The organism is Citricoccus sp., from assembly GCF_035445025.1.
Taxonomy (GTDB): Bacteria; Actinomycetota; Actinomycetes; order Actinomycetales; family Micrococcaceae; genus Citricoccus.
This window is the reverse complement of the sequence record NZ_DAOMPX010000006.1, coordinates 77565-101245: the sequence shown is the minus strand read 5'-3', so window position 1 is coordinate 101245 and position 23681 is coordinate 77565. Positions and strand designations below refer to the sequence as shown.

The window sequence follows — 23681 nt, the reverse complement described above, 5'->3', positions numbered from 1 at the left end:
AGTCCGCGCGCGTGCCCCCACCGTGGCGCCGGGGCCGGGGCCGTGCCAGACTGCGCCCATGACGAGTCCGCCGCAGATCGTGCTGGTGCCGGGGTTCTGGCTGGGCGGCTGGGCGTGGGACGAGGTCCGGGCGGACCTGGACGGACGGGGCCTCGCGGTGGCGACCCCGACCCTGCCCGGGCGCGGGACCAGGGCCGACGGGCCGCAGGACCAGGCCGACGCGATCCTGGCGGCCCTGGACCGCACGACCGGACGCCGCGTGCTCGTGGTGCACAGCGGGGCGGCCATCGCCGGGACCCTGGTGATCGACCAGCACCCCGGACTGGTGGACCACGCCGTGTGGGTCGACACCGCCCCGGTGCCCGACGGGTACGCCATGGACCCCGGTCTCACGGCCGAGTGGTACCGGTTGGAGGACGCGTGGGCGAGGGAACTGGAGGGTGGCGCGCTGCGCGACCTGACGGACCGGCAACTGCAGACCTTCCGCGAGCGCGCCGTCCCGGAGGCGGCGACCGTGCTGACCACTGCCGTCCGGCTCTCGGACGACCGGCGCCACGACGTGGCCTCCACCGTGGTCTGCACGGAGTACAGCGGCGAGGAGTACCGCTCCTACGCCGGACAGGGCGTCCCCTTCCTGGCCGCCCTGCCGTACTACCGCAACCTGCGCTACGTGGACCTGCCGACCGGGCACTGGCCGATGTGGTCCCGACCCCGGGAACTGGCCGGTCTGATCGCGGACGCCGCCGGGTGAGCGGACCGGGGCAGGCTCAGCCCGCCGGCCCCGTCCAGCGGTACTCGTTCTCCGGCCGGCCCGGCGTGCCGTATCGCGGGGACCGCTCCACCATGCCCACCCGGTAGAGGTGCTCCAGGTACCGTCGCGCGGTGACCCGGGACGTCCCGACGGCGTGGCCCACCTCGCCCGCGCTCAGCGCGTCCGCGGCGGCGCCCCGCAGCAGCGCGACGACGGTGTCCAGGGTCCGCTCCGTCAGCCCCTTGGGCAGTTCCGGGGGACCGGCGGGCCGGGAGCGCGGGAAGGCCCGGTCCACCGCGTCCTGGCCCGGTGCGGTGCCGGTGCCGGCGAACTCGGCCGCCAGCTCGCGGAACGCGCGCATCCGCTCCGCGAACTGCTGGTAGCCGAACGGCTTGACCAGGTACTGCACCACGCCCAGGGCCACCGCCCGGCGGATGGTGTGCAGTTCCGTCGAGGCGGTCAGCGCCAGCACCCCGCCGGTGAAGCCGGCCGAGCGCATCTGCCGCAGCACGTCGAGCCCGTGGCCGTCCGGCAGGTTCATGTCCAGCAGGACCACGTCGACGCCGAAGGAACCGCCCCGGCGCATCTGCTCGGCCAGGAAGCCCAGCGCGTCCCGGGCGGTGGGCGAGACATGGACCACCTCGAAGCCGCCGGTGCGGGCCAGGTACTCCACGTAGGTCTCGGCCGTGACCTGCTCGTCCTCGAGGATCAGCACCCGGTAGTCACGCATGCCCGTCGATCCTCTCCGGGTGCCCTGCGTCCACCGGGTCCGGCAGGCCCCGGTCCGCGGCACCCAGGGGCAGCTCGACGGTGAACACGGTCCCGGAGTCCTGGGCCAGGTCCACGGTCCCGCCCAGCCGTCGGGCCGTCTGGCGGACCAGGGCCAGTCCCACCCCACGGCCGGCGGGCCCGGCCGGTTTCGTGGACCAGCCCAGCTCGAAGATCCGCTCACGGTCCTCCGCAGAGGGTCCCGGCCCACCGTCGGCCACCTGGAGGACCAGCCAGCGCCCCTCGAGGCGCGCCTCGGCGTCCACCCAGCGATCCTCCGGGTCCCGGGCCGGGTCGGCGGCCGCGTCGATCGCGTTGTCCAGCAGGTTGCCCATGAGGGTGACCAGGTCCTGGGCCGGGACGCCGGTGGGGGAGTCGACCTCGTTGCGGTGGTCCATCGTGACCCCGCGCTCGCGGGCCTGGGAGGCCTTGGCGATCAACAGCGCGTCCAGCGCGGGCTCGGCCTCCGCGGTCGTGGCGAGGTCCGCGCCGGTGCCCCGGGCGTCCAGGGACTGCTCGATCAGCTCGCGGGCCTGCTCGGGGCGGCCCAGCTCGAGCAGGGAGTAGAGGGTGTGCAGCCGGTTGGCGTGCTCGTGGGTCTGCGAGCGCAGGGCGTCGGTGAGGGACCGGGTGGTCTCCAGCTCCCGGTTCATCTCCTGGACCTCGGTGCGGTCGTACAGCGTGACCACCGTTCCCGGGCCCGGCGCCGGGATCTCGGACGACCGCCGCCGCGACCGGGTCCAGGGCCGTGCCGTCGGCGTGGTCCCCGGGCGGGCGGGCCGCTGGTTCACCACGAGGATCCGCTCGCCCACCGCATAGAGCTCGTCCCGGGCCTGCCGTCCCGCGCCCAGCAGGTCGGCGAGCGGCGCAGGCAGGCCGAGCTCCCTCACGTGCAGCGGTCGATCGCCGATCACCCCGGCCTCCCGGGACGGGGGCAGGTCCAGCAGCTCGGCGGCGCGGTCGTTGTACAGCGTCAGGTGCCTCGTCGGCGAGATCAGGACCATGCCCTCCGAGACGTTGTGCAGTGCCGTGTCCAGCACCGCGAAGCGTGCGGCCAGCTCCTCGGGACCCAGCCCGTGGGTGGTCCGGGAGATGTAGCGGCCCAGGATCGCCGATCCGGACAGCGCCAGCGCGGCCAGCACCCCGGTGATCACCAGGATCCGGGGAATCTGGGCGGACACGGCGATGTCCAGCTCCGGAACACGCTGGCCGACGCCGACGACCCCGATGACCGTCTCGTCGTCCGCGGACAGGACCGGGGCCAGGGCACGCAACGACAGGCCGGCCGGGCCCGTCGCGACGGTGTCCACGCTGACCCTTCCAGCCCGGACCTGCGAGAGGTCCCCGGGGAAGTGCGTGCCCTGCAGAGCCGGATTCCGGTGGGCCACGCGCGTGGCGTCCGTGCCGAAGAACGTCACCCAGTCCACGTCGGCCGGGCCGGGCAGCTCCAGGGTCAGGGGCTGCAGGGCCGCCGAGGGGTCCGCCGCGGCGAAGCCCTCACGGACCGTGCCCTCGTCCGCGATCAGCTGTGCGGTGGCCACCACGTGCTCACGCTCCAGGGCGTAGAAGGTCTGCCGGGTCTGCAGGTAGCTCACACCGATCGCGAGGACCGCGATGACGACCAGCCCCGCCAGCTGGGCCACGGCGAGCCGCCGGGCGATGCTCCACCGGCGCATGATCACCTCCCGGATCTGTGAGCGGCGTCATGAACTTTATGACCGCAACCGTGACGATCCCCACAGTACGGGGCGAGGATCATCACTGACCGCAGTCCCGGTGGCGCCACACCCCGGCATCGCCGGCGTCCGCCCCCATCATCACACCCCGATCCACCATCGCAGCAAGGACCACCATGGCAGAGACCACCACCGCCCCGCGCGCAGAGCGCTCCGTGGCGAAGAAGACCAAGGACCGGACCCACTGGCTCTACATCTCCGTGATCGCCTCGGTGGTCCTGGGAGCCGCCGTGGGCCTGCTGTTCCCGGAGTTCGGCAAGTCCCTCAAGCCCCTCGGCGACGGCTTCGTCTCCCTGATCAAGATGATGATCGGCCCGGTCATCTTCTGCACCATCGTGCTGGGCATCGGCTCCATCGCCAAGGCCGCCACCGTCGGCAAGGTCGGTGGCATGGCCCTGCTGTACTTCGTCATCATGTCCACCTTCGCCCTGGGCCTCGGCCTGGTCGTGGGCAACCTCATCCACCCGGGTGAGGGTCTCGCGCTGACCCCCTACGACCCGGCCGCCAAGGCCGAACTCGACCCGACCGTCGCGTTCGTGCTGGAGATCATCCCGGACTCCGTCCCGGTGCTGCCGGTCCTGTTCGTGGCCCTGCTCGTCGGGTTCGCCCTGCAGAAGATGGGCGAGGCAGGCAAGCCGCTGCTGAACATCCTCTCCCTCGTCCAGGGCGTGGTGTTCCGGATCCTGATGATGATCATGTGGGTCGCCCCCATCGGCGCCTTCGGTGCCATCGCCGCCGTCGTCGGCTCCACCGGCTGGTCCGCCATCGGGGCCATGGCGCTTCTGATGGGTGCGTTCTACGCCACCTGCATCCTGTTCATCGTCCTGGTGCTCGGCACCCTGCTGAAGATCGTCACCGGGATGAGCATCTTCTCCCTGATGAAGTACCTGGGACGGGAGTACCTGCTGATCTTCGCCACCTCCTCCTCCGAGTCGGCCCTGCCGCGGCTGATCGCCAAGATGGAGTACGCCGGGGTGTCCAAGCCCGTGGTCGGGGTGACCGTCCCGACCGGGTACTCGTTCAACCTCGACGGCACCGCCATCTACCTGACCATGGCCGCCCTGTTCGTCTCCAACGCCATGGGCCTGGAGATGAACCTGGGCGAGCAGATCGGCCTGCTGGTCTTCATGATCATCGCCTCCAAGGGTGCCGCCGGCGTGACCGGCGCCGGCCTGGCCACCCTGGCCGCCGGCCTGCAGTCCCACAGCCCGGCGCTGCTGGGCGGGATGGGCGTGATCGTGGGCATCGACAAGTTCATGTCCGAGGCCCGGGCCCTGACCAACTTCACCGGCAACGCCGTGGCGACGATGCTGATCGGCAAGTGGGTCGGTGAGTTCGACGCCGACCGCGCACGGCAGGTGCTCTCCGGCCGGCTGGCGTTCGACGAGGCCCTGGTGGCCGGACACGGCGCGGCCGAGGCCGCACCGGCCACGGAGGCCGACGCGGAGTCCCGGGGGCGCGGCTTCGACCCGTACGAGTCGCCGACCATCGCCGAGCAGGCGGTGGAGGGGCACCCGGAGTCCAGCCTGAACGTCACCCGCGACCTGGACACCGCCGGCAGCCGCCGGTAGTCCGCCGACCGGGTCCCACGGACCCCACGACCGCGGCCGGGCCCCTGCACGGGGCCCGGCCGCCGACGTGGGCGGGAACCGACCGGCGTATACACCTTCACCCTGCGGTTGAACGTCAAGGCTCGCCGCGGGTCCGCGTGAATTCTCCGGGCCGGCCGAGATCCGGACTAGGGTGTACCCATGCCGCAGCAGCCGGCGTTATCCAGCGAAGGCACCTCACAGAACGGCGGACAGACGGACAGATGGCAGGAGTCGGCAGCATCGTGAACCAGCAAGAGCCCACGCCAGTGCTCATGGTCACCGGGGATCCGGTGATCGGGCCCACGGGACGGCCCAAGCACGAGTTCCCGGAGCCCGCCCCCCTGACCTCGCACGGCCCCGCCCGGATCATCTCGATGGTCAACCAGAAGGGCGGGGTGGGCAAGACCACCTCCACCATCAACCTCGGCGCCGCGCTCGCCGGGTACGGCCGCAAGGTCCTCATGGTCGACTTCGATCCCCAGGGCGCCCTGTCCGCCGGTCTCGGGGTCAGCCCGCACGAGCTGGACACGACCATCTACAACGTCATGATGGAGCGCAGCGTCACCGCGCGGGACGCGCTCGTGGAGACCGAGTTCGAGAACATCGACCTCTTGCCCGCCAACATCGACCTCTCCGCCGCGGAGGTCCAGCTCGTCAACGAGGTGGCCCGCGAGCAGGTGCTCGAGCGGTCCCTGCGCCAGGTCCGTGACGACTACGACGTCATCCTCATCGACTGCCAGCCGTCCCTGGGGCTGCTCACCGTGAACGCGCTGACCGCCTCGCACGGGGTGATCATCCCGCTGACGGCCGAGTTCTTCGCCCTGCGCGCGGTGGCCCTGCTGGTGGAGACCATCGAGAAGATCCAGGACCGGATCAACCCGGACCTGCAGGTCGACGGCGTGCTGGCCACGATGTTCGACGCCCGTACCCTGCACTCCAAGGAGGTCGTGGGCCGGTTGGTCGAGGCCTTCGGGGACCGGGTCTTCGAGACCGTGATCAAGCGCTCCATCAAGTTCGCCGACGCCACCGTCGCCGCCGAGCCGATCACCGCCTTCGCCCAGAAGCACGAGGGTGCCAAGGCCTACCGCACACTGGCCCGCGAGCTGATCTGGCGCGGCGGAGCGCCGTGAGCCCAGTGTCCGCGGCGGTGACCGGCGGAATGGCCGGTCTCGCCGCGGACGACGGTGGCCCCGGCGTGGCCGACCCGTCCCGGGCGGCCCTGGACGAGGCCGGCCTGGACGGGACGCCGTCCGGCTTCTCGGTCACCCTGCGGAACTTCTCCGGCCCGTTCGACCTCCTGCTCTCCCTGATCGCCCGGCGCCGGATGGACATCACCGAGGTCGCCCTGGCTGAGGTCACGGACGAGTTCATCGCCTACATCGGCACCCTGCGGCAGCAGCCCGGGGGACGGGACGAGGACGAGCGCGGCCGCCCGGACCTGGCGGCGCTGGACGAGTCCAGCGCCTTCCTCGTGGTGGCGTCCACGTTGCTGGACCTGAAGACGGCCCGGTTGCTGCCGGCCGGCACCACGGACGCCGAGGAGGACGTGGCCCTGCTGGAGGCGCGCGACCTGCTGTTCGCCCGGCTACTGCAGTACAAGGCGTTCCGGGACGTCTCCGCCCTGATGCGCAGCCGCATGGAGTCCGAGTCCCGGCGCTTCCCACGCCAGACGACGCTGGACCCGCGGTTCGCCTCCGTCCTGCCCCCGCTGGTGTGGACGGTGAGCCCGGAGCAGTTCGGTGCGCTGGCAGAGCAGGTCCTCTCCCGCACCCCGGCCGAACCCGACGCCGTCGGGCTCGGCCACCTGCACGCCCCGCCCGTCTCGGTGCGCGAGCAGAGCGGCATCCTGGCGGCCCGGTTGCGGGCGTCCGGCCGGCTCACCTTCCGTGAAATCGTCCACGACGCCGGCACCACCCTGGTGGTGGTGGCCCGCTTCCTGGCCCTGTTGGAGATGTACCGGGACCGGGCCGTGACGTTCCACCAGGACACGCCGCTGGGGGAGCTGGTGGTGGTGTGGGACCCGGATGCCCCGGACGTGCTGGCGGATCCCGGCGCCGGGTGGGACGAGGAGCACGACGAGAACCTGGACGAGGAGACGACGCATGAGTGAACCGGGACCACGGCCCGCGCCGGCGCCCCCGGCCGAGCGGGAGGGGCCCGGGCCGCACCTGCCCACCCACCCGGCCGGTGACGACCCGGCGGACCTGCGCGAGCAGCTCGAGGCCGTGCTGATGGTGGTGGACGAGCCGGTGACCGTGGCACAGCTGGTCCAGGCGACCGACGCGGAGCCCGCGAGGGTCGCCGCGACCCTGTCGGCCCTGGCGGACGACTACGACGGACGCTCCGGCGGGCCCCGGCGCGGTTTCGAATTGCGCGAGCTGGCCGGCGGTTGGCGCATCTACTCCCGGCCCGCCCTCGCCGACGTCGTCGAGCGGTTCGTCGTCGAGGGCCAGACCGCCCGGCTCACGCAGGCGGCCCTGGAGACCCTGGCCGTGGTGGCCTACCTCCAGCCGGTGACGCGGTCCCGCGTGGCCGGCATCCGCGGCGTGAACTCGGACTCCGTGATGCGCACCCTGGTCAGCCGGGGACTGGTGGCCGAGGCGGGAACGGATCCCCACACCGGAGCGGTGCTGTACCGGACCACCGGATACCTGCTGGAGACCCTCGGGGTGGGAAGCCTCGACGAGCTGCCCAGGCTCTCCGAGCACCTGCCCGGCCTGGACGACCTCGCGGCCCTCGCCGAGCAGGACGAGGGCTTCCGCGGCTGAAGCACGGCCGCGTCCACCCGGTGGGCCCTCGGCAGTGCGCAAGATCACCGCGCCCGCGTGACCTTGCGCGGGAAGGGCTGGACTATGATGGAGTGTTCGGTGGGGCACGGTCGTGGTGCCGTGACCGGTGACCCGAGGTCCCGTGATCCCCACCCACTCCGACCCCTGCACATGCCGTGAGGCACTGAAAGGACATCATGACTCCACGTACCCCCGGACACCAGAACTCCTCCGGCGGACCCCAGGGCTCCGGCGGCCGCCGCGGCCAGGGCGCATCGCGTCCCGGAAGGCCCGGCAAGACCGGTAAGCCCGGCAAAGGCTACGGCGCATCGGCCGGCAAGGGGCACTCCGGCAAGGGGGCTGCCCGCGGCGGCCCTGCCGGCGGCGGTGGCCGCACCCCGCAACCGGGCCAGAAGGGCGGGCCGTTCCGCGACGACTCGCGGGATGGATACGACCGCAACCTGGGCGCCGCGCGCAAGCCGCAGCGTCCGAACCGCGCTCGGCGCGAGCAGAATTTCTCCGAGGTCCACGACCCGTCCGGGGTGCGCCTCCAGAAGCTGATGGCCTCCGCCGGCGTGGCCTCCCGGCGCGTCTGCGAGGACCTGATCGCCGAGGGACGGGTCGAGGTGGACGGCAAGGTCGTGACCGAGACCGGTGTCCGCGTGGATCCCGAGACCTCGGTCATCCACGTGGACGGCATCCGCCTGCAGCTGGACACCACCCTGCGCTACTTCGCCTTCAACAAGCCCCGCGGCGTGGTCTCCACCATGGACGACCCCGAGGGGCGCCCGTGCATCTCCGACTACCTCAAGAAGGGCCAGGAGCGCCTGTTCCACGTCGGCCGGCTCGACACCGAGACCGAGGGGCTGCTGCTGCTGACCAATGACGGCGAGCTGGCCAACCGGCTGACCCACCCCCGCTACGAGGTCCCGAAGACCTATCTCGTCCAGGTGCCCGGGCCGATGGCCAAGGGCGTCGGGGCCCAGCTCAAGGAGGGCATCCACCTCGAGGACGGCTTCGCGCAGGTGGACTCCTTCAAGCTGGTGGACTCCACCCCGGGGCACGTGCTCGTGGAGGTCGTGCTGCACTCCGGGAAGAACCGGATCGTGCGCCGGATGTTCAAGGAGGTCGGCTACCCGGTCGAACGGCTCGTGCGCGTGAAGTTCGGGCCGATCGCCCTCGGCGACCAGAAACAGGGCACGGTCCGGCAGATGGGCCGGCAGGAGATGGGCCACCTGATGGCCTCGGTCGGACTGTGATGGCCCGGGCCCTGCTGACATCCCGGGTCCTGACGGAACCGGTCCTCATCAGGGGCACCGGACTGCTGGGCGCCTCGATCGGTCTGGGCCTGCGTGCCGCGGGCGCCGAGGTCTGGCTCGCCGACCCGTCGCCCTCCGCGCAGGCCGTGGCCGTGGACATCGGCGCCGGCGACCCCTTCCCGGCCGGGCCCGACGGCGCCACGGACGCGCCGGACGTCCGGCAGCCGGGCACCGTCGTGGTGGCCTCGCCCCCGGACGTGACCGGGCAGGTCGTGATCGATTCGCTGCGCCGGTTCCCGGAGGCCGTCGTGCTGGACATCGCCTCGGTCAAGGGGGCGATCGCCGCGGAGGTGCAGGCCGCCGTCGCCGACGGGACCCTGGCCCCCGCCCAGGCGGCCCGCTACGTGGGCACCCACCCAATGGCCGGTTCCGAGCGTTCCGGCCCGGTGGCGGCCCGCGGCCAGCTGTTCACCGCGGCCCCCTGGGTGGTCTGCGCGACCGAGGCGACCGACCCGTCCGCCGTCGCGGCGGCCGAGGAGATCGCCCGCAGCCTGGGCGCCACCGTGCACCGGATGAGCGCCGAGGACCACGACGCCTCGGTGGCGCTGATCTCGCACCTGCCGCAGATCGCCGCCTCCCTGGTGTCCTCCCGGCTCCAGGAGACCCCGGCGGCCTCGCTCGCCCTGGCCGGCAACGGACTGCGGGACACCACGCGCATCGCCGCCTCCGACCCCCAGCTGTGGGTGCAGATCCTCGCCGCGAACGCGCCGGAGATCCTGCGGATCCTCTACGGGGTGCGCGAGGACCTGGACCGGCTGATCGGCACGATGGAGGACCCGTCGGCGCCCGGTGCACGACTGGACATCGCGCAGCTGATCGCCGAGGGCAACGCCGGGCACGCCCGGATCCCGGGCAAGCACGGCGGTCCGCCGCAGGCCTTCGCCGTGGTCACCGTGATCGTGGACGACACCCCGGGCCAGATCTCGGCGGTCCTGCAGGACGTCGGCGCCGCCGGCGTCAACGTGGAGGACCTGCGCATGGACCACTCGGCCGGGTACCAGGTGGGCATGCTGGAGATCTCCGTACTGCCCGGACGCCGGCAGGAACTGACGGACGCGCTGACCGCGCGGGGATGGAAGGTGGTCTGAATGGTGGACGAGACGACGGGGGCGGCATCGCGTCGCCTCGTGGTGGCCGTGGACGGTCCCTCGGGGTCGGGGAAGTCCTCCGTGTCCCGCGAGGTCGCACGTCGGCTGGGCGCGGCCTACCTCGACACCGGGGCGATGTACCGCGCCGTGGCCTGGCACTGCCGGGAGGCCGGGGTGCTCGAGGACGACGACGCCGTCGTCAGTGCCGTCCAGGACATCGACCTGGGGCTGTCCGTGGACCCTGACGTCGACCGCGTGGTGGTGGGCACCCATGACATCACCGAGGCCATCCGCGCACCGGGCATCTCCGCCGTCGTCTCGGTGGTGGCCACCAACCGGGCCGTCCGCGAGCTGCTCGTGGCCCGTCAGCGCGAGCTGATCGACTCCCACCGCCGGATCGTGGCCGAGGGACGGGACATCACCACCGTGGTGGCCCCGGACGCCGATGCCCGCATCCTGCTGACCGCCTCCGCGGAGGTCCGTCTCGCCCGGCGCGGCGAGCAGCTCGGCGGCACCGTCGGCCGGCAGGACCTGACCGCCCAGGTGGTGGACCGGGACGCGAAGGACTCCACCGTGGTGGACTTCATGACCCCCGCCGCGGGGGTGGGTCTCGTCGACTCCTCCGAGCTCGACCTCGAGTCCACCGTGCAGGCCGTCCTGGCCGAGATCGCCGGCCAGTCCGGCCAGGGCGTCTTCGGCGACGCCCACCACGCCCCCGGCACCGAGGCGGCCGGAACCGCCGCACCGGTGACCACACCAGACACCGCAGCACCGACGACCCCGAAGGGGAACCGCGCATGAGCACCGAGAACACCACCGGCACCGGGCCGCAGGACGGGGCCGAGTACGTGCCCGCCGGCGAGGACAACGTCGCCGAGCGGCTGGCCGCCCTCTCGGACGAGGACGCGCGCCAGCGGGCCGAGGCCCTGCGCGCCGGCCTGCAGGACTACGAGCTCGACGACGAGGACGCCGCCCTGCTCCAGGGCTGGGAGGAGGGCGACGCCGAACCCGAGGACGAGCCCGTGCCCCCGGTGCTGGCCATCGTCGGCCGGCCCAACGTGGGCAAGTCGACCCTGGTCAACCGGATCATCGGCCGCCGCGAGGCAGTGGTGGAGGACGTGCCCGGGGTGACCCGGGACCGCGTCAGCTACGAGGCCGAGTGGAACGGGCGGGTGTTCACCGTGGTGGACACCGGCGGGTGGGAGCACGATGCCAAGGGCATCCACCAGCGCGTGGCCGAGCAGGCCGAGCTGGCCGTGGACGTGGCCGACGCCGTGCTGTTCGTCGTGGACGCGACCGTCGGCGCGACCTCGACCGACGAGGCCGTCGTCCGGCTGCTGCGGCGCAAGAAGAAGCCGGTGATCCTCGTGGCCAACAAGGTCGACGACATCACCCAGGAGGCGGACGCCGCCACCCTGTGGGGCCTCGGCCTCGGCGAGCCCCACCCCGTCTCCGCGGTGCACGGCCGGGGGACCGGTGACCTGCTGGATGCGGCCCTGGCGGTCCTGCCGGAGGAGTCCGCCCACGGCGGGCTCGTCCCGCGCGGTGGCCCGCGCCGCGTGGCCCTGCTGGGACGGCCCAACGTGGGCAAGTCCTCGCTGCTGAACAAGCTGGCCGGATCCGACCGCGTGGTGGTGGACGACACCGCCGGCACCACCCGTGATCCCGTGGACGAGCTGATCGAGCTCGGTGGCCGGCTCTGGCGGTTCGTGGACACCGCCGGCATCCGCCGCCGCCAGCACATGGCCCACGGTGCGGACTACTACGCCTCCCTGCGGACCCAGTCCGCCCTGGACAAGGCCGAGGTGGCCGTGGTCCTGCTGGAGGCCTCCGAGGTGCTGTCCGAGCAGGACGTGCGCATCCTGCAGACCGTCGTGGACTCCGGCCGGGCACTGGTGCTGGCCTTCAACAAGTGGGACCTCATGGACGAGGACCGCCGCTTCTACCTGGACCGGGAGATCGAGCAGGACCTGGCCCACGTGGCCTGGGCCCCTCGAGTGAACCTCTCGGCCAAGACCGGGTGGCACAAGGACCGGTTGGTGCCCGCCCTGGACACCGCGCTGGAGTCCTGGGACCGGCGCATCCCCACCGGCAAGCTGAACGCCTTCCTGGGCGAGCTCGTGGCAGCCCACCCGCACCCGGTGCGCGGCGGCAAGCAGCCCCGGATCCTGTTCGCCACGCAGCCCTCCACCCGGCCCCCGCGCATCGTGCTGTTCACGACCGGGTTCCTGGACCCGGGCTACCGGCGGTTCATCATCCGCCGGCTGCGGGAGACCTTCGGCTTCGAGGGGACCCCGATCGAACTCGGGATGCGGGTCCGCGAGAAGCGCGGCCGCAAGCACTAGTCCGCGGCCACCCGGCGGGCCGGGGACACCGGCCGCGGCCGCGACGGGCGGCGGGCCCAGTCCGGGGCCCGCTCCGGCAACGGGCCGACGCCGATCAGGTAGGCCGGCAGGAGTGTCAGCGCGGGGAACCGGCGGACCAGGGAGACGAACCGTGGTGACGGAGCGGTCCACGTGCCGTCCAGGACGGGTTCGACGAACCGGGCGTGCGCGACCCGCTGCACCGCCTGGATGAGGGCGGTCGGCATCAGTCGACGACGCCGCACCCGGGCGAGCACGCGGGGGCCCACGCGGCCCGTCCGGATCGCGGGGGCCAGCAGACGGGCGGTCGCGACGGCGTCCTGCACGGCCAGGTTGATCCCGACCCCGCCGACGGGGGACATCGCGTGCGCCGCGTCCCCGATGCACAGCAGGCCGGCGGTGTGCCACCGCCGGAGCCGGTCCACCCGCACGTCCAGGTGCTTGACCTGGTCCATCGAGGTCAGGGCGCGGACATCGGCCTCCGGGGGCAACAGGCCGTGCAGTTCCCGGCGGAGTGCCTCGACGCCCCGGCGGCGCAGCCCGGCGTCGCCGCCCTTCCGGCCCAGGTACGCGACCTGGAAGTACCCCCGCCTCGGGATGGCGACGACGGCGGCGCCGGCGCGGAACCGGGGGAGCAGGGAGGTCCTCGGGTCCCCGAGGGCGGGCAGCCGGAACCACCACACGTCGAAGGGAACCGGGTACTCCCGCACGGGGAGCCCGGCCGCACGCCGCAGGACCGACCCCCGGCCGTCGCAGGCGACGACGAGGTCGGCGCGCAGCTCCCCGGCCCCCTGCGAGGACCGGTACCGGACCCCGGTGACGCGACCGCCCTCGCGCAGCACGTCCACGGCCTCGGTGTTCATCCGCAGGGCGAAGGTGGGTTCCTCGCCGGCCGCCCGGGCCAACAGGTCCAGCAGGTCCCACTGCGGGACCATCGCGATGTAGGGATGGGGCACCCGCAATCGTCCGAGGGTCACCAGACGTACCGAGCCGCCGTCGGGGGCCGGGAAGCCGACGCCATCCAGCCGGGTCTGCGGCAGGGCGTCGAACGCCTCGAACAGCCCCAGGTCCTCGAGCAGGGTCAGGGTGCTGGGATGCACGGTGTCGCCGCGGAAGTCCCGGAGGAAGTCGCCGTGCTTCTCCAGCACGGTCACCCCGATGCCGGCCCGGGCCAGCAGGAGGCCCAGGACCATTCCCGCGGGCCCGCCGCCCACGACCACACAGGTGCCGCTCATGGTCACATCCTGCCGTGAGAAGATACCGGGATGAAGACCTCGAGACGTCGGGCCGCCGGTGCGGCTGTCCTGCTGATGATGTCACTGGCCGGCTGTGCCCAGGTCGAGGAGATCACGAACCAGGCCGGCGAGGTCACCGCCCAGGCCGAGCGGCTGTGGACCGAGGCGCGGCAGATGGGCGACCTCACGGTGGAGCAGGTCCGGGACTTCGACTGGTCCTCCCTGTCCGGGTTCGACGGCATCCTCCTGGGGGACAACTCCAGGGTGACCGAGTTCTTCCGGTCCATGCCCTCCGGTCCGGACATGGAGTCCTTCGAGATCAAGGGGGACGAGGGCACGCTGGTCGTCCACTACGGGGAGCAGGTCGCGGAGGTCGATCCCGCCGTGCTGCAGGAGACCATGGAGCAGGTCGCGGCCGAGGCCAAGGAACGCGTGCAGAACCTGGACACCGTCGAGTTCCGGGTGGGCGAGCGCACGTACACGTTCTGACCGCGGGGCCCCGCCTCGGGGACCCTGTTCGGCGTCCGCGGGAACCGAGGTGTCCGCGCGCCGCGGACACGTCGGGGGTGCGTGCCGGTCCGGGCGTAGGGTCGGTGCCGGAAGCGACCGACACGCCACCAGGAGTGAGTCCATGAGCACGTTCACCAGTACCCAGATCCGCCTGGCCGCCCGCCCGCAGGGATGGCCCACGCCCGAGGACTTCGCCACGGAGTCGGTGGAGTACGCAGACCTGCGGCCCGGGCAGGTGCGCGTGGTCAACGAGTTCCTCTCCGTGGACCCGTACATGCGCGGCCGGATGAGCGCGGCACGCAGCTATGTCACGCCGTACCAGGTGGGGGAGACCATCACCGGGGGCGCGGTGGGCCGCGTGGTGGAGTCGGCGGCCGATCACCTGCCCCCGGGCACCCTGGTGCTGCACCAGCACGGCTGGACGGACCGGGTCCAGGCCGGGGCGGAGGACTTCCGGCCCGTCCCCGAGCTCGAGGGCCTGCCGCACTCGGCCCATCTGGGCATCCTCGGCATGCCGGGCATGACCGCGTACCTGGGCCTGACCAGGATCGCCGGGCTTCGGGAAGGGGACACCGTCCTGGTCTCGGGCGCCGCCGGTGCCGTGGGCACCGCCGTGGGGCAGATCGCCCGGTTGCTCGGGGCGGCCAGGGTGGTCGGCTCGGCCGGCACGACGGAGAAGACGACCGCCCTCACCCAGCAGTACGGCTATGACGTGGCGCTCAACTACAAGGACGCACCGATCCGGGAGCAGCTGGCGGGGGCCGTCGGCCAGGACCGGGTGGACGTGTTCTTCGACAACGTGGGCGGGGACCACCTCGAGGCGGCCCTGGACGTCATGGCCGACTTCGGCAGGATCGCCCTGTGCGGGCAGATCTCCGGGTACAACGCCACGCAGCGCCCGGCCGGGCCGGACAACCTCGGCCACGTCCTCACCCGTCGGCTGCGCATGCAGGGCTTCATCGTCACGGAGGTGGCCGCCGCCCACCCCGGGGCGGTGGAGGAGTTCCGGGAGCGGATGACCGGGTGGTTGTCCTCCGGGGAGGTCGTCTTCGAGGAGACGGTGATGGACGGTCTCGACCGCACCGTCGAGGCGTTCCTGGCCATGATGCGCGGTGAGAACCGGGGCAAGATGATCGTCCGGCTCACCTGATCCGGGGGCGGACGGAGGCCGGTCCCACGGCCGCGGCTCACGCAATCGTGGCGTGTCCACGGCACCGCTCGCGATGGGGTAGAGTGGGTCCGGTGGAAAACGCCGTGGGCGTTCTCCTCACGGGCTATGGCGCAGCTTGGTAGCGCGCCTGACTGGGGGTCAGGAGGTCGTGGGTTCGAATCCCGCTAGCCCGACCATGTGATCTCTCAAGAGATCGCCGACAGCCCGGACCCAATATTGGGTCCGGGCTGTCGGCGTTCCCGGGATGGTCCGGGCCGGTGGCCTAGCAGCCGCAGCCGCAGGACTCTGGCGGGCAGGTCGGGTCGTCACAGCAGTCGTTCATCTCTCAGCACCTCCTCTCCGGTGTCAGCCACGTGCCGGGGGTGGGCTGGGGACAGTCCTCGGTGGGCAGGGCATCGAGCATGGCGGCCATCTCGGTGCGCAGGGCCTCGAGGTGCCTGATCTTCTCGTCCAGTTCGGCCAGGCGTCGGGTCAGCAGGTCGCCGGCCGGTTCGCACGGACAGCTCCCGGTGTCCCGGATGGCCAGGAGGTTGCGGATGTCCTCGAGCCGCAGGCCGAGCCGCTGGGCGCCCTGGATGAAGTGCAGCCGATCGACGGCCTCGGGGCCGTAGGCGCGGTACCCGGCCGGGGTACGGGCCGGGTCGGGTAGCAGGCCGGCCTTCTCGTAGTACCGGATCGTGTCCGGGCTCAGGCTGGTCGCTGCGGCGAGTTCACCGATCCGCATGCCGCGTTGAACCACTGTCTGGGTCGTCATGCGACAACGATAAACCTTGGAGTCCACTCCAAGGTCAAGACCGTGGGACTAATCTTTCCGGTTGTCTTCCAGGGGGCCGGTGAGGTGGTCGGTCGCGACAGTGACGGTGGCACGGGCGGGGGCTCCCACACCGATCAGGGTGGCCGAGGCCGGGCCGCACCAGTCCCCGGAGCCGAGGAAGAACAGCCCGGGCCGATCGCGGGAGCGCGTGGGCGGGGTGCCCGTGGTGGCCGGGACGGTGCACTCCGTGCTCAGGCCCAAAGGGCGCAGGTGGCCCAGGTCAGGGCGGAAGCCGGTGCACCAGATGACCGCGTCGACCTCTGCCCGGCGGCCGTTGTCCCACCGTATGCCGGTGGGGGTGAAGGCCGAGAACATCGAGGCGGCCTCCAGCCGCCCTGCGTCCCGGGCTGCCCGGACGGGGGGCACGGCGACGATGTCTCCGAGGGATCCGACCCCGCCGGGGCTGGGTTCACCCCGGCGGGCGGCCTGGACGTGGGCGGTGGCCACGGCGAACAGGGCCCGGCCGTCGACGTCGTCGGGCAGGTACCGGGGTGGCCGGCGGGTCGCCCAGGTCACCGATTGGGCGGCGTCCAGCAGGTCGGTGGCGATCTGCGCCCCGGAGTTGCCCCCGCCGACCACCATCACCCGCTGACCGGCGAAGGGCTCCCGCCCGCGATAACCGGTGGTGTGCAACTGGCTCCCGGTGAACTGCTCTGCCCCGGGGACGCGGGGGATGAAGGGCCGGCGCCAGGAGCCCGTGGCATTGATGACCACCCGGCTGGTCCAGGTGCCCCGGTCGGTGCGGGTGAGGTAATTCCCGTCGGGGCCGTCTTCGACGGCCTGGACGGTGACGGGCCGGTGCACCGGCAGCTCGTACCGTTGCTCGTAGGCGCGCAGGTAGGACACCACGTGGGCGGCCGAGGGGTTGCCCACCCCGGCCCAGGGTGGCATCTGGTAACCGGGCAGCGAGCTATAGGCAGCCGGGGAGAACAGCTCCAGGGAGTCCCAGTAGTACTGCCATGCCCCACCGGGGCGGTCGTTGGCATCCAGGATCGCGAAGCTGGGAGCGGGGCCGACGCGTCCCCGGGCGGCGTCGCGGGCCAGACGGTGCAGGTAGAACCCGGCGGCCAGTCCGGCCTGACCCCCGCCGACCACCAGGACGTCGACCTCGCCGGACTTCATGGTTCCCATGGCTGGCGGGGCGGGCGGGTCAGCCCATCTCCAGCATCCGACGCAGCTCGGCGAAGGCGGCTGGGACCACGGTGTAGTGCGCCCACCGCCCGCGCTGTTCCCGGATGAGGAGTCCCGCGTCGACGAGCTTCTTCATGTGGTGACTCACGGTGGGCTGGCTGATGCCGAGTTCCTCGGTGAGGTCGCAGGAGCACACGGCCTCGCAGCCCTGGGCGGCGACGTGGGAGAGCAGGCGCAACCGCATCGGGTCGGCCAGGGCCTTGAGCATCCCGGCGGCCCGCTGGGCCTGCTCGGCGCTGATCGGCCCATCGGACAGGGAACAACACGCCACCGACCCCGGCGTGCCGGCGGCCTCGGCGCGGCGGCCGGTGGTCTCTAGGGCGGGAAGAGTAGTGGTCGCGACCATCACCCCATCTTACATTGACGAACGCCAATATGTCCCGGTAGGGTTCGCATCGATATTGGTCGATACGAGAGATGGGCTTTCATGAGCGTCCCCACCACCGCACCGCCGGCCGCCCAGCACGGCGTGATGAAGGAGATGTCCTTCCTGGACCGCTGGCTGCCGGCCTGGATCGGGCTGGCCATGGTCGTCGGCCTGGCCCTGGGCCGCTTCGTGCCCAGGCTCAACACCGCCCTGGAGGCGGTGAAGATCGGGGAGGTCTCCCTGCCGATCGCGATCGGGCTGCTGGTGATGATGTACCCGGTGCTGGCCAAGGTCCGCTACGACGAGACCCACCGCGTGGCCGGGGACAAGCGGCTGATGGTCACCTCCCTGGTGCTGAACTGGCTCGTGGGCCCGGCGCTGATGTTCACCCTGGCCTGGCTGCTGCTGCCGGACCTGCCCGAGTACCGCACCGGACTGATCATCGTCGGGCTGGCCCGGTGCATCGCGATGGTGTTCATCTGGAACGACCTGGCCTGCGGGGACCGGGAGGCCGCAGCCGTGCTGGTGGCCATCAATTCCGTCTTCCAGGTCATCGCCTTCGGTGCTCTGGGGTGGTTCTACCTCCAGGTGCTGCCCTCCTGGCTGGGCCTGCCCACCACGTCTGCCGACTTCTCCGTCTGGGCGATCGTGCTCAGCGTCCTGGTCTTCCTGGGCATCCCGCTACTGGCCGGTTTCCTCACCCGGGTGCTGGGGGAGCGGGCCAAGGGGCGCACCTGGTACGAGGAGGAGTTCCTGCCCAAGATCGGGCCCTGGGCGCTGTACGGGCTGCTGTTCACCATCGTGCTGCTGTTCGCCCTGCAGGGCGAGGCGATCACTTCCAACCCCTGGGACGTGGCCCGGATCGCGCTGCCGCTGCTGGCCTATTTCGTGCTGATGTTCGGCATCGCCCTGATCGCCTCCAAGGCGGTGGGGCTGAATTACGCGAAGTCCACCACGGTGGCCTTCACCGCCGCGGGCAACAACTTCGAGCTGGCCATCGCCGTGGCCATCGGCACCTTCGGGGTGACCTCCGGCCAGGCCCTGGCCGGTGTCGTCGGCCCGCTGATCGAGGTTCCCGTGCTGGTGGGGCTGGTCTACGTGTCCCTGTGGGCCGGGCGCAGGCTGTTCCCCGGGGACCCCACCGTCCCGGTCCGCGCCGAGACCGTCGCCGCGACCCGCGCCTGAACCCTCATCCCCGACAGGAGAGCCAGAGATGACCACCTCAGAGTCCGCGTCCCGGCCGGCCGTGTTGTTCGTGTGTGCCAAGAACGGTGGCAAGTCCCAGATGGCCGCGGCCCTGATGGACCACCACGCCGCCGGCAGCGTGGAAGTCCACTCCGCCGGAACTAAACCGGGCGAGGCGATCAACGTCCTCTCGGCCGAGGTCGTCGCCGAGGTCGGGGCGGACATGTCCGGCGGCCAGCCCAAGCCCATCGACGTAGACCTGCTGGCCCGCGTGGACCGGGTCATCGTCCTGGGGGACGAGGCGAAGGTCGACCCGGTGGAGGGTATGGCAGGGACCATCGAGACCTGGCATACCGACGAGCCCTCCACCCGCGGCATCGAAGGGGCCGAGCGGATGCGCCTGGTCCGCGACGATATCGACGCCCGCGTGCGCACCCTGCTCACCGACCTCACCGGTACCCCCGGCCCCTGACCTCCTCATGACCGACTGCTCCGTGACCCACCGACCGAGAAGAGATGACCCGATGACTGCAGAGACCACCCCGACCGCCCAGAAGCCGTCGGTGCTGTTCGTGTGCGTGCACAACGCCGGGCGGTCCCAGATGGCCGCCGCCTACCTGCAGCATCTGGCCGAGGGCCGGATCGAGGTCCGCTCCGCCGGCTCCGCGCCCGCCGAGTCGGTCAACCCGGCCGCCGTGGAGGCCATGGCCGAGGAGGGCATCGACATCAGCGCGAACCAGCCCAAGGTCCTCACCTATGAGGCGGTGCAGGACTCCGACGTGGTGATCACCATGGGCTGCGGCGACGCCTGCCCGTTCTACCCGGGCAAGCGCTATGAGGACTGGAAGCTGGACGACCCGGCCGGTCGGGGCGTCGAGGGCGTGCGCCCCATCCGCGACGAGATCAAGACCCGCATCGAGCAGCTCATCGCCGAGTTGCTCCCGGCCGAGTCCACCGCGAACTGAAGGCGAACCATCCCATGAGCACCACGACCACGGACACCACGAGCACTGAGCAGGCCACGGACCAGCTGATCATCATCGGCTCGGGTCCGGCCGGGTACACCGCCGCGATCTACGCCGCGAGGGCCGGGTTGGCCCCGCGGGTGATCGCCGGATCCGTCACCCACGGCGGGGCGCTGATGAACACCACCGAGGTGGAGAATTTCCCCGGGTTCCCCGGCGGGATCCAGGGCCCGGAGCTGATGGCCGGACTGGCGGAGCAGGCCATCCGGTTCGGGGCCATCATCGAGTACGACGACGCCGCGTCCGTGTCCCTGTCCCGGCACCTGAAGGAGGTCACCACCCTGACCGGGATGACCTACCGGGCCCCGGCGGTGATCGTGGCCACCGGTTCGGCCTACAAGGAGCTCGGCCTGCCCGAGGAGAAGAGCCTCAGCGGGCACGGGGTGTCCTGGTGCGCCACCTGTGACGGGTTCTTCTTCCGCGACCAGGACATCGTCGTCGTCGGCGGCGGGGACTCGGCCATGGAGGAGGCCCTGTTCCTCACCCGCTTCGCCCGCTCCGTCACCGTCGTGGTCCGCCGGGACGCCCTGCGGGCCTCGAAGATCATGGCCGCCCGCGCCAAGGACAATCCCAAGATCCACTTCGCCTGGAATAGCCGTGTCGCCGCGATCCACGGCGCCGACAAGGTCACCGGGGTCACCCTGACCGACACCATCACCGGGGACACCCGCGATCTCGCCGCGACCGGGGTGTTCGTGGCCATCGGCCACCTGCCCCGCACCGAACTGGTCGCCGACCAGCTGGAGCTGGACGCCGAGGGGTACATCGTCGTGGACGCCCGCACCACCCACACCAACCTGACCGGGGTCTTCGCCTGCGGGGACGCGGTGGACCACCGCTACCGCCAGGCCATCACCGCGGCCGGCACCGGCTGCGCCGCGGCCCTGGACGCCGAGCGCTACCTGGCCGCCCTGAATGATGCCGAGTCCATCGCCACCGCACTCGTCGAGGAGCCCACTCATGGCTGACACCACCATCCCCACCACCACAGCCAGCAGCTCCAGCACGACCGACATCAGCGCGGACCCCACCGGGCTTCCGGTCGTGGTCATCGGCGCCGGACCGGTGGGCCTGGCCGCCGCCGCCCACCTGGTCGAGCGCGGCCTGGACCCACTGGTCCTGGAAGCTGGCCCAGACGTCGGGGCGGCCATCCGGGCCTGGGGCCACACCCGACTGTTCTCCCCGTGGCGGTACAACGTCGACGCCGCCGCGGCCCGCCTGCTCGAGCCCACCGGATGGGTCACCCCGGACCCGGAGGCCCTGCCCACCGGGACCGAACTGGTCGAGCAGTACCTTCAGCCGTTGGCCGCCACCGAGGCCCTGGCACCCCGGATCCGCACCGGTGCCCGCGTGATCGCGGTGTCCCGGGCCGGGATGGACAAGACCCGCACCGCCGGCCGCCTGGACACACCCTTCCTGGTCCGCATCCAGCACGCGGACGGCACCGTGGAAGACGTGTTCGCGTCCGCGGTGATCGACGCCACCGGCACCTGGGGCCAGCCCAACCCCTTGGGCCAGGCCGGACTGGAGGCACCCGGGGAGACCGCTGCCCGCGCGGCAGGGCGGATCACCACCGCGCTGCCGGACGTCACCGGCCGGGACCGGGCCCGGTTCGCCGGTCAGCACGTGCTGGTGGTCGGGGCCGGGCACTCGGCGGCCAACACCCTGCTCGAGCTCGGCGCCCTGGCCCAGGACGCCCCGGGCACCCGGATCTCCTGGGCGGTCCGCTCGGCCGACGTCACCCGGGTCTATGGCGGCGAGGACCGCGACGAACTGGCGGCCCGCGGGGCCCTGGGCACCCGGCTGCGCCACCTGGTGGAGACCGGGACCATCCGGGTGCACCCGTCCTTCACCATCACCGCCTTCACCACCACCGGCCTGGGGATGATGGTGCAGGCCTCCACCCCGGCCGGAGACGAACGGCTGGTGGTGGACGTGGTGGTGCCGGCCACCGGATTCCGTCCCGCACTGGGCATGCTCTCCGAGCTGCGCCTGGACCTGGACCCGGCCGTGGAGGCCCCGAGGCGACTGGGCCCGCTGATCGATCCGGAGTTCCACTCCTGCGGTTCGGTCGCGCCGCATGGGGAGAAGATGCTCGCCCATCCCGAGCCGGGGTTCTACATCGTGGGCATGAAGAGCTATGGGCGGGCGCCGACCTTCCTGATGGCCACCGGCTACGAACAGGTCCGCTCCATCGCCGCCTCCCTGGCCGGGGACCAGGCCGCCGCCAACCACGTGGAGCTGGAGCTGCCCGAGACCGGGGTGTGCTCCACCGACCTGGGCGGGTCCTGTGACGTCCCGACCCCCGTCGCCGGCACTGCCGATCAGGGCTGTTGCACTCCGGCCCCCACGACCGCATCCATCGACATCCCGCCCACACCCGCGACCGTCCCGGTGCTGCTGCCCGTCCGGGCCAGCGCCTGCTGCTGACCCGCGCTCACCCTCAGCGTCCCGAACTCCACGTCGGGGGCCACCGCCGACCGGACGGGGACGCACCCACGAACCGGCCGGTAACTTTTCCTTCCCTCGCTCTGGACAGATCTCCAGTGGTTGGACATCCTCATACACGTGGGTCGGATCACACGTCGTGAGTCCCGTCGCCACTGCGTGCCGACCATCCTGACCTGGAGGAGCAATCGTGGCCGAGGCCTACATCATCGATGCCGTGCGGACCCCGGTGGGCCGGCGCGGGAAGGGCCTGGCGCAAGTCCACCCCCTGGACCTGGCCGCCGCGCCGATCGCGGAGATCGTCCGACGGGCCGGGATCGACTCGGCCGAGTATGACGAGGTGATCCTGGGGTGTATCGACCAGCTGGGTCCGCAGGCGATGGACATCGCCCGCAACGCCTGGCTGGCGGCCGGGGGCTCCGAAGCGGTGCCCGGGACCACGGTGGAGCGCCAGTGCGGTTCCGGCCAGCAGGCGGTGCACTATGCCGCCCAGGCGGTGATGTCCGGCACCAGTGACCTGGTGGTGGCCGGCGGGGTGCAGTCGATGTCTACGATCCCGCTGTCCCACGCCAACCAGGCGGCCGCGGAGTTGGGGTTCCCGGACCCGTTCACCGGGTCCGTGGGCTGGGCGGACCGGTACGGGGGCCAGGAGATCTCCCAGTTCCGGGGCGCGGAGATGATGGCCGCCCAGTGGGGGTTCAGCCGTGAGGCGCTGGAGGGGCTGGCGGTGAGTTCGCACGAGCGGGCCCTGGCCGCCCAGGCGGCGGGGCGCTTCGAGCGGGAGATCATCCCGGTGCCCCAGGCGCCGGGGGTCACCGCGGACGAGGGTCCCCGGGTCCCGGACGTGGCGAAGATGGCCTCGCTGGAGCCGATCGTGCCCGGCGGGCTGCACACCGCCGCGTCCGCCTCGCAGATGTCCGACGGGGCCGCGGCCCTGCTCATCGCCTCCGAGGCCGCCGTGGAGCGGTACGGTCTGAGCCCGCGGGCCAGGATCCACCACGTCTCGGCCCGGGGCGATGACCCGGTGATGATGCTCTCGGCCCCGATCCGTGCCACCCGGCACGCCCTGGAACGGACCGGGATGAGCCTCGATGACCTGGACGTGATCGAGATCAACGAGGCGTTCGCCGCCGTGGTGCTGGCATGGGCCCACGAGACGGGGGCCGACATGACCCGGGTGAACGTCAACGGCGGGGCGATGGCCCTGGGCCACCCGATCGGGGCCACCGGGGCCCGGCTGATGACCTCGATGCTGCACGAACTAGAACGCACCGGCGGCCGCTACGGGCTGCAGACCATGTGCGAGGGCGGCGGCCAGGCCAACGTCACCATCATCGAGAGGCTCTGACC

The 23681-nt window shown here is 72.0% G+C and carries 23 protein-coding genes and 1 tRNA gene; 18 read left to right on the top strand and 6 right to left on the bottom strand.

Features of this window, described 5'->3' with window-relative positions:
- Positions 1–58: 58 nt before the first annotated feature.
- The gene (locus tag PLJ28_RS04010; RefSeq protein WP_221243365.1) at positions 59–751 is read left to right on the top strand and encodes an alpha/beta fold hydrolase; all 693 of its coding nucleotides are present in this window, start codon (positions 59–61) and stop codon (positions 749–751) included.
- A gap of 16 nt (positions 752–767) precedes the next feature.
- On the opposite strand, the gene PLJ28_RS04005 is transcribed toward PLJ28_RS04010, so the two are convergent.
- The gene (locus PLJ28_RS04005) at positions 768–1481 is read right to left on the bottom strand and encodes a response regulator (protein ID WP_183526687.1); all 714 of its coding nucleotides are present in this window, start codon (positions 1479–1481) and stop codon (positions 768–770) included.
- Positions 1474–3195 (bottom strand): sensor histidine kinase, encoded by a 1722-nt coding sequence (locus PLJ28_RS04000; RefSeq protein WP_298044344.1) that lies wholly within the window; start codon positions 3193–3195, stop codon positions 1474–1476. The genes PLJ28_RS04005 and PLJ28_RS04000 overlap by 8 nt, the downstream gene beginning before the upstream one ends.
- Positions 3196–3371: 176 nt before the next feature.
- Between PLJ28_RS04000 and PLJ28_RS03995 the strand changes: the two genes are divergently transcribed.
- From PLJ28_RS03995 to der, 8 genes are all read left to right on the top strand, one after another.
- Positions 3372–4826: a cation:dicarboxylate symporter family transporter gene (locus tag PLJ28_RS03995; protein WP_298044343.1), complete on the top strand. Its 1455-nt coding sequence runs from the start codon at positions 3372–3374 to the stop codon at positions 4824–4826.
- Between the two features lie 293 nt (positions 4827–5119).
- Positions 5120–5977, top strand: a complete 858-nt coding sequence (locus tag PLJ28_RS03990) for a ParA family protein (RefSeq protein WP_183528430.1) — start codon at positions 5120–5122, stop codon at positions 5975–5977.
- A 29-nt stretch (positions 5978–6006) separates the two neighbouring features.
- Entirely contained in the window at positions 6007–6957 is a 951-nt protein-coding gene (locus PLJ28_RS03985) for a segregation and condensation protein A (RefSeq protein ID WP_221243634.1), read from the top strand.
- The gene (gene scpB, locus PLJ28_RS03980; protein ID WP_183526681.1) at positions 6950–7615 is read left to right on the top strand and encodes an SMC-Scp complex subunit ScpB; all 666 of its coding nucleotides are present in this window, start codon (positions 6950–6952) and stop codon (positions 7613–7615) included. The genes PLJ28_RS03985 and scpB overlap by 8 nt, the downstream gene beginning before the upstream one ends.
- Positions 7616–7812: 197 nt before the next feature.
- Complete coding sequence (locus PLJ28_RS03975; RefSeq protein ID WP_183526679.1) at positions 7813–8874, top strand: pseudouridine synthase; 1062 nt, start codon at positions 7813–7815, stop codon at positions 8872–8874.
- A complete protein-coding gene (locus PLJ28_RS03970; RefSeq protein ID WP_183526677.1) occupies positions 8874–10022 on the top strand; it encodes a prephenate dehydrogenase in 1149 nt (382 codons plus the stop codon). The genes PLJ28_RS03975 and PLJ28_RS03970 overlap by 1 nt, the downstream gene beginning before the upstream one ends.
- Positions 10023–10823 carry a (d)CMP kinase gene (cmk, locus tag PLJ28_RS03965; protein WP_183526675.1) on the top strand — a complete coding sequence of 267 codons (801 nt, stop codon included), beginning with the start codon at positions 10023–10025 and terminating at the stop codon, positions 10821–10823.
- The gene (gene der / locus PLJ28_RS03960) at positions 10820–12367 is read left to right on the top strand and encodes a ribosome biogenesis GTPase Der (protein ID WP_183526672.1); all 1548 of its coding nucleotides are present in this window, start codon (positions 10820–10822) and stop codon (positions 12365–12367) included. Before cmk ends, der begins: the two co-directional genes overlap by 4 nt.
- Here der and PLJ28_RS03955 read toward each other — a convergent pair.
- Positions 12364–13620 (bottom strand): FAD-dependent oxidoreductase, encoded by a 1257-nt coding sequence (locus PLJ28_RS03955; RefSeq protein ID WP_221243364.1) that lies wholly within the window; start codon positions 13618–13620, stop codon positions 12364–12366. The two genes, der and PLJ28_RS03955, sit on opposite strands and share 4 nt — an antisense overlap.
- Before the next feature lie 30 nt (positions 13621–13650).
- On the opposite strand from PLJ28_RS03955, the gene PLJ28_RS03950 reads away from it, so the two are divergent.
- From PLJ28_RS03950 to PLJ28_RS03940, 3 genes are all read left to right on the top strand, one after another.
- The gene (locus tag PLJ28_RS03950; protein ID WP_183526666.1) at positions 13651–14109 is read left to right on the top strand and encodes a DUF4825 domain-containing protein; all 459 of its coding nucleotides are present in this window, start codon (positions 13651–13653) and stop codon (positions 14107–14109) included.
- A gap of 142 nt (positions 14110–14251) precedes the next feature.
- Positions 14252–15280, top strand: coding sequence for an NADP-dependent oxidoreductase (locus tag PLJ28_RS03945; protein ID WP_183526663.1), 1029 nt, complete (start codon positions 14252–14254; stop codon positions 15278–15280).
- 120 nt (positions 15281–15400) lie between these two features.
- A tRNA-Pro gene (locus tag PLJ28_RS03940) sits at positions 15401–15477 on the top strand.
- 149 nt (positions 15478–15626) lie between these two features.
- Here the strand turns inward: PLJ28_RS03940 and PLJ28_RS03935 are convergent.
- The 3 genes from PLJ28_RS03935 to PLJ28_RS03925 are packed head-to-tail and all read right to left on the bottom strand — an operon-like array spanning position 15627 to position 17652.
- On the bottom strand, positions 15627–16055 hold the full coding sequence (locus tag PLJ28_RS03935; RefSeq protein WP_255459448.1) for a heavy metal-responsive transcriptional regulator: 429 nt from the start codon (positions 16053–16055) through the stop codon (positions 15627–15629).
- Between the two features lie 48 nt (positions 16056–16103).
- Positions 16104–17237 (bottom strand): ArsO family NAD(P)H-dependent flavin-containing monooxygenase, encoded by a 1134-nt coding sequence (locus PLJ28_RS03930; protein WP_183526661.1) that lies wholly within the window; start codon positions 17235–17237, stop codon positions 16104–16106.
- 28 nt (positions 17238–17265) lie between these two features.
- Entirely contained in the window at positions 17266–17652 is a 387-nt protein-coding gene (locus PLJ28_RS03925; RefSeq protein WP_298044341.1) for an ArsR/SmtB family transcription factor, read from the bottom strand.
- 81 nt (positions 17653–17733) lie between these two features.
- Between PLJ28_RS03925 and arsB the strand changes: the two genes are divergently transcribed.
- The 6 genes from arsB (at position 17734) to PLJ28_RS03895 (ending at position 23679) form a co-directional block, all read left to right on the top strand.
- Positions 17734–18858, top strand: a complete 1125-nt coding sequence (gene arsB / locus PLJ28_RS03920) for an ACR3 family arsenite efflux transporter (RefSeq protein WP_298044340.1) — start codon at positions 17734–17736, stop codon at positions 18856–18858.
- A 28-nt stretch (positions 18859–18886) separates the two neighbouring features.
- Positions 18887–19330 carry an arsenate-mycothiol transferase ArsC gene (locus PLJ28_RS03915; RefSeq protein ID WP_183526657.1) on the top strand — a complete coding sequence of 148 codons (444 nt, stop codon included), beginning with the start codon at positions 18887–18889 and terminating at the stop codon, positions 19328–19330.
- Positions 19331–19382: 52 nt separating this feature from the next.
- Complete coding sequence (locus PLJ28_RS03910) at positions 19383–19823, top strand: arsenate reductase ArsC (RefSeq protein WP_183526655.1); 441 nt, start codon at positions 19383–19385, stop codon at positions 19821–19823.
- Positions 19824–19837: 14 nt separating this feature from the next.
- Positions 19838–20851, top strand: coding sequence for a thioredoxin-disulfide reductase (gene trxB, locus PLJ28_RS03905; protein ID WP_183526652.1), 1014 nt, complete (start codon positions 19838–19840; stop codon positions 20849–20851).
- Positions 20844–22313, top strand: coding sequence for an FAD-dependent oxidoreductase (locus PLJ28_RS03900; RefSeq protein ID WP_298044337.1), 1470 nt, complete (start codon positions 20844–20846; stop codon positions 22311–22313). The genes trxB and PLJ28_RS03900 overlap by 8 nt, the downstream gene beginning before the upstream one ends.
- 208 nt (positions 22314–22521) lie before the next feature.
- Entirely contained in the window at positions 22522–23679 is a 1158-nt protein-coding gene (locus tag PLJ28_RS03895; protein ID WP_183526650.1) for an acetyl-CoA C-acetyltransferase, read from the top strand.
- Positions 23680–23681: the final 2 nt, after the last annotated feature.

Coding starts and splice junctions, on each gene's coding strand:
- PLJ28_RS03985 (WP_221243634.1), top strand. CDS start 6,007: ATGGCCGGTCTCGCCGCGGACGACGGTGGCCCCGGCGTGGCCGACCCG.
- PLJ28_RS03990 (WP_183528430.1), top strand. CDS start 5,120: ATGGTCACCGGGGATCCGGTGATCGGGCCCACGGGACGGCCCAAGCAC.
- PLJ28_RS04010 (WP_221243365.1), top strand. CDS start 59: ATGACGAGTCCGCCGCAGATCGTGCTGGTGCCGGGGTTCTGGCTGGGC.
- PLJ28_RS03975 (WP_183526679.1), top strand. CDS start 7,813: ATGACTCCACGTACCCCCGGACACCAGAACTCCTCCGGCGGACCCCAG.
- PLJ28_RS03945 (WP_183526663.1), top strand. CDS start 14,252: ATGAGCACGTTCACCAGTACCCAGATCCGCCTGGCCGCCCGCCCGCAG.
- PLJ28_RS03930 (WP_183526661.1), bottom strand. CDS start 17,237: ATGAAGTCCGGCGAGGTCGACGTCCTGGTGGTCGGCGGGGGTCAGGCC.
- cmk (WP_183526675.1), top strand. CDS start 10,023: ATGGTGGACGAGACGACGGGGGCGGCATCGCGTCGCCTCGTGGTGGCC.
- PLJ28_RS03900 (WP_298044337.1), top strand. CDS start 20,844: ATGGCTGACACCACCATCCCCACCACCACAGCCAGCAGCTCCAGCACG.
- PLJ28_RS04005 (WP_183526687.1), bottom strand. CDS start 1,481: ATGCGTGACTACCGGGTGCTGATCCTCGAGGACGAGCAGGTCACGGCC.
- PLJ28_RS03955 (WP_221243364.1), bottom strand. CDS start 13,620: ATGAGCGGCACCTGTGTGGTCGTGGGCGGCGGGCCCGCGGGAATGGTC.
- der (WP_183526672.1), top strand. CDS start 10,820: ATGAGCACCGAGAACACCACCGGCACCGGGCCGCAGGACGGGGCCGAG.
- PLJ28_RS03970 (WP_183526677.1), top strand. CDS start 8,874: ATGGCCCGGGCCCTGCTGACATCCCGGGTCCTGACGGAACCGGTCCTC.
- PLJ28_RS03950 (WP_183526666.1), top strand. CDS start 13,651: ATGAAGACCTCGAGACGTCGGGCCGCCGGTGCGGCTGTCCTGCTGATG.
- scpB (WP_183526681.1), top strand. CDS start 6,950: ATGAGTGAACCGGGACCACGGCCCGCGCCGGCGCCCCCGGCCGAGCGG.
- arsB (WP_298044340.1), top strand. CDS start 17,734: ATGAGCGTCCCCACCACCGCACCGCCGGCCGCCCAGCACGGCGTGATG.
- PLJ28_RS03995 (WP_298044343.1), top strand. CDS start 3,372: ATGGCAGAGACCACCACCGCCCCGCGCGCAGAGCGCTCCGTGGCGAAG.
- PLJ28_RS03935 (WP_255459448.1), bottom strand. CDS start 16,055: ATGACGACCCAGACAGTGGTTCAACGCGGCATGCGGATCGGTGAACTC.
- PLJ28_RS03910 (WP_183526655.1), top strand. CDS start 19,383: ATGACTGCAGAGACCACCCCGACCGCCCAGAAGCCGTCGGTGCTGTTC.
- trxB (WP_183526652.1), top strand. CDS start 19,838: ATGAGCACCACGACCACGGACACCACGAGCACTGAGCAGGCCACGGAC.
- PLJ28_RS03915 (WP_183526657.1), top strand. CDS start 18,887: ATGACCACCTCAGAGTCCGCGTCCCGGCCGGCCGTGTTGTTCGTGTGT.
- PLJ28_RS04000 (WP_298044344.1), bottom strand. CDS start 3,195: ATGCGCCGGTGGAGCATCGCCCGGCGGCTCGCCGTGGCCCAGCTGGCG.
- PLJ28_RS03925 (WP_298044341.1), bottom strand. CDS start 17,652: ATGGTCGCGACCACTACTCTTCCCGCCCTAGAGACCACCGGCCGCCGC.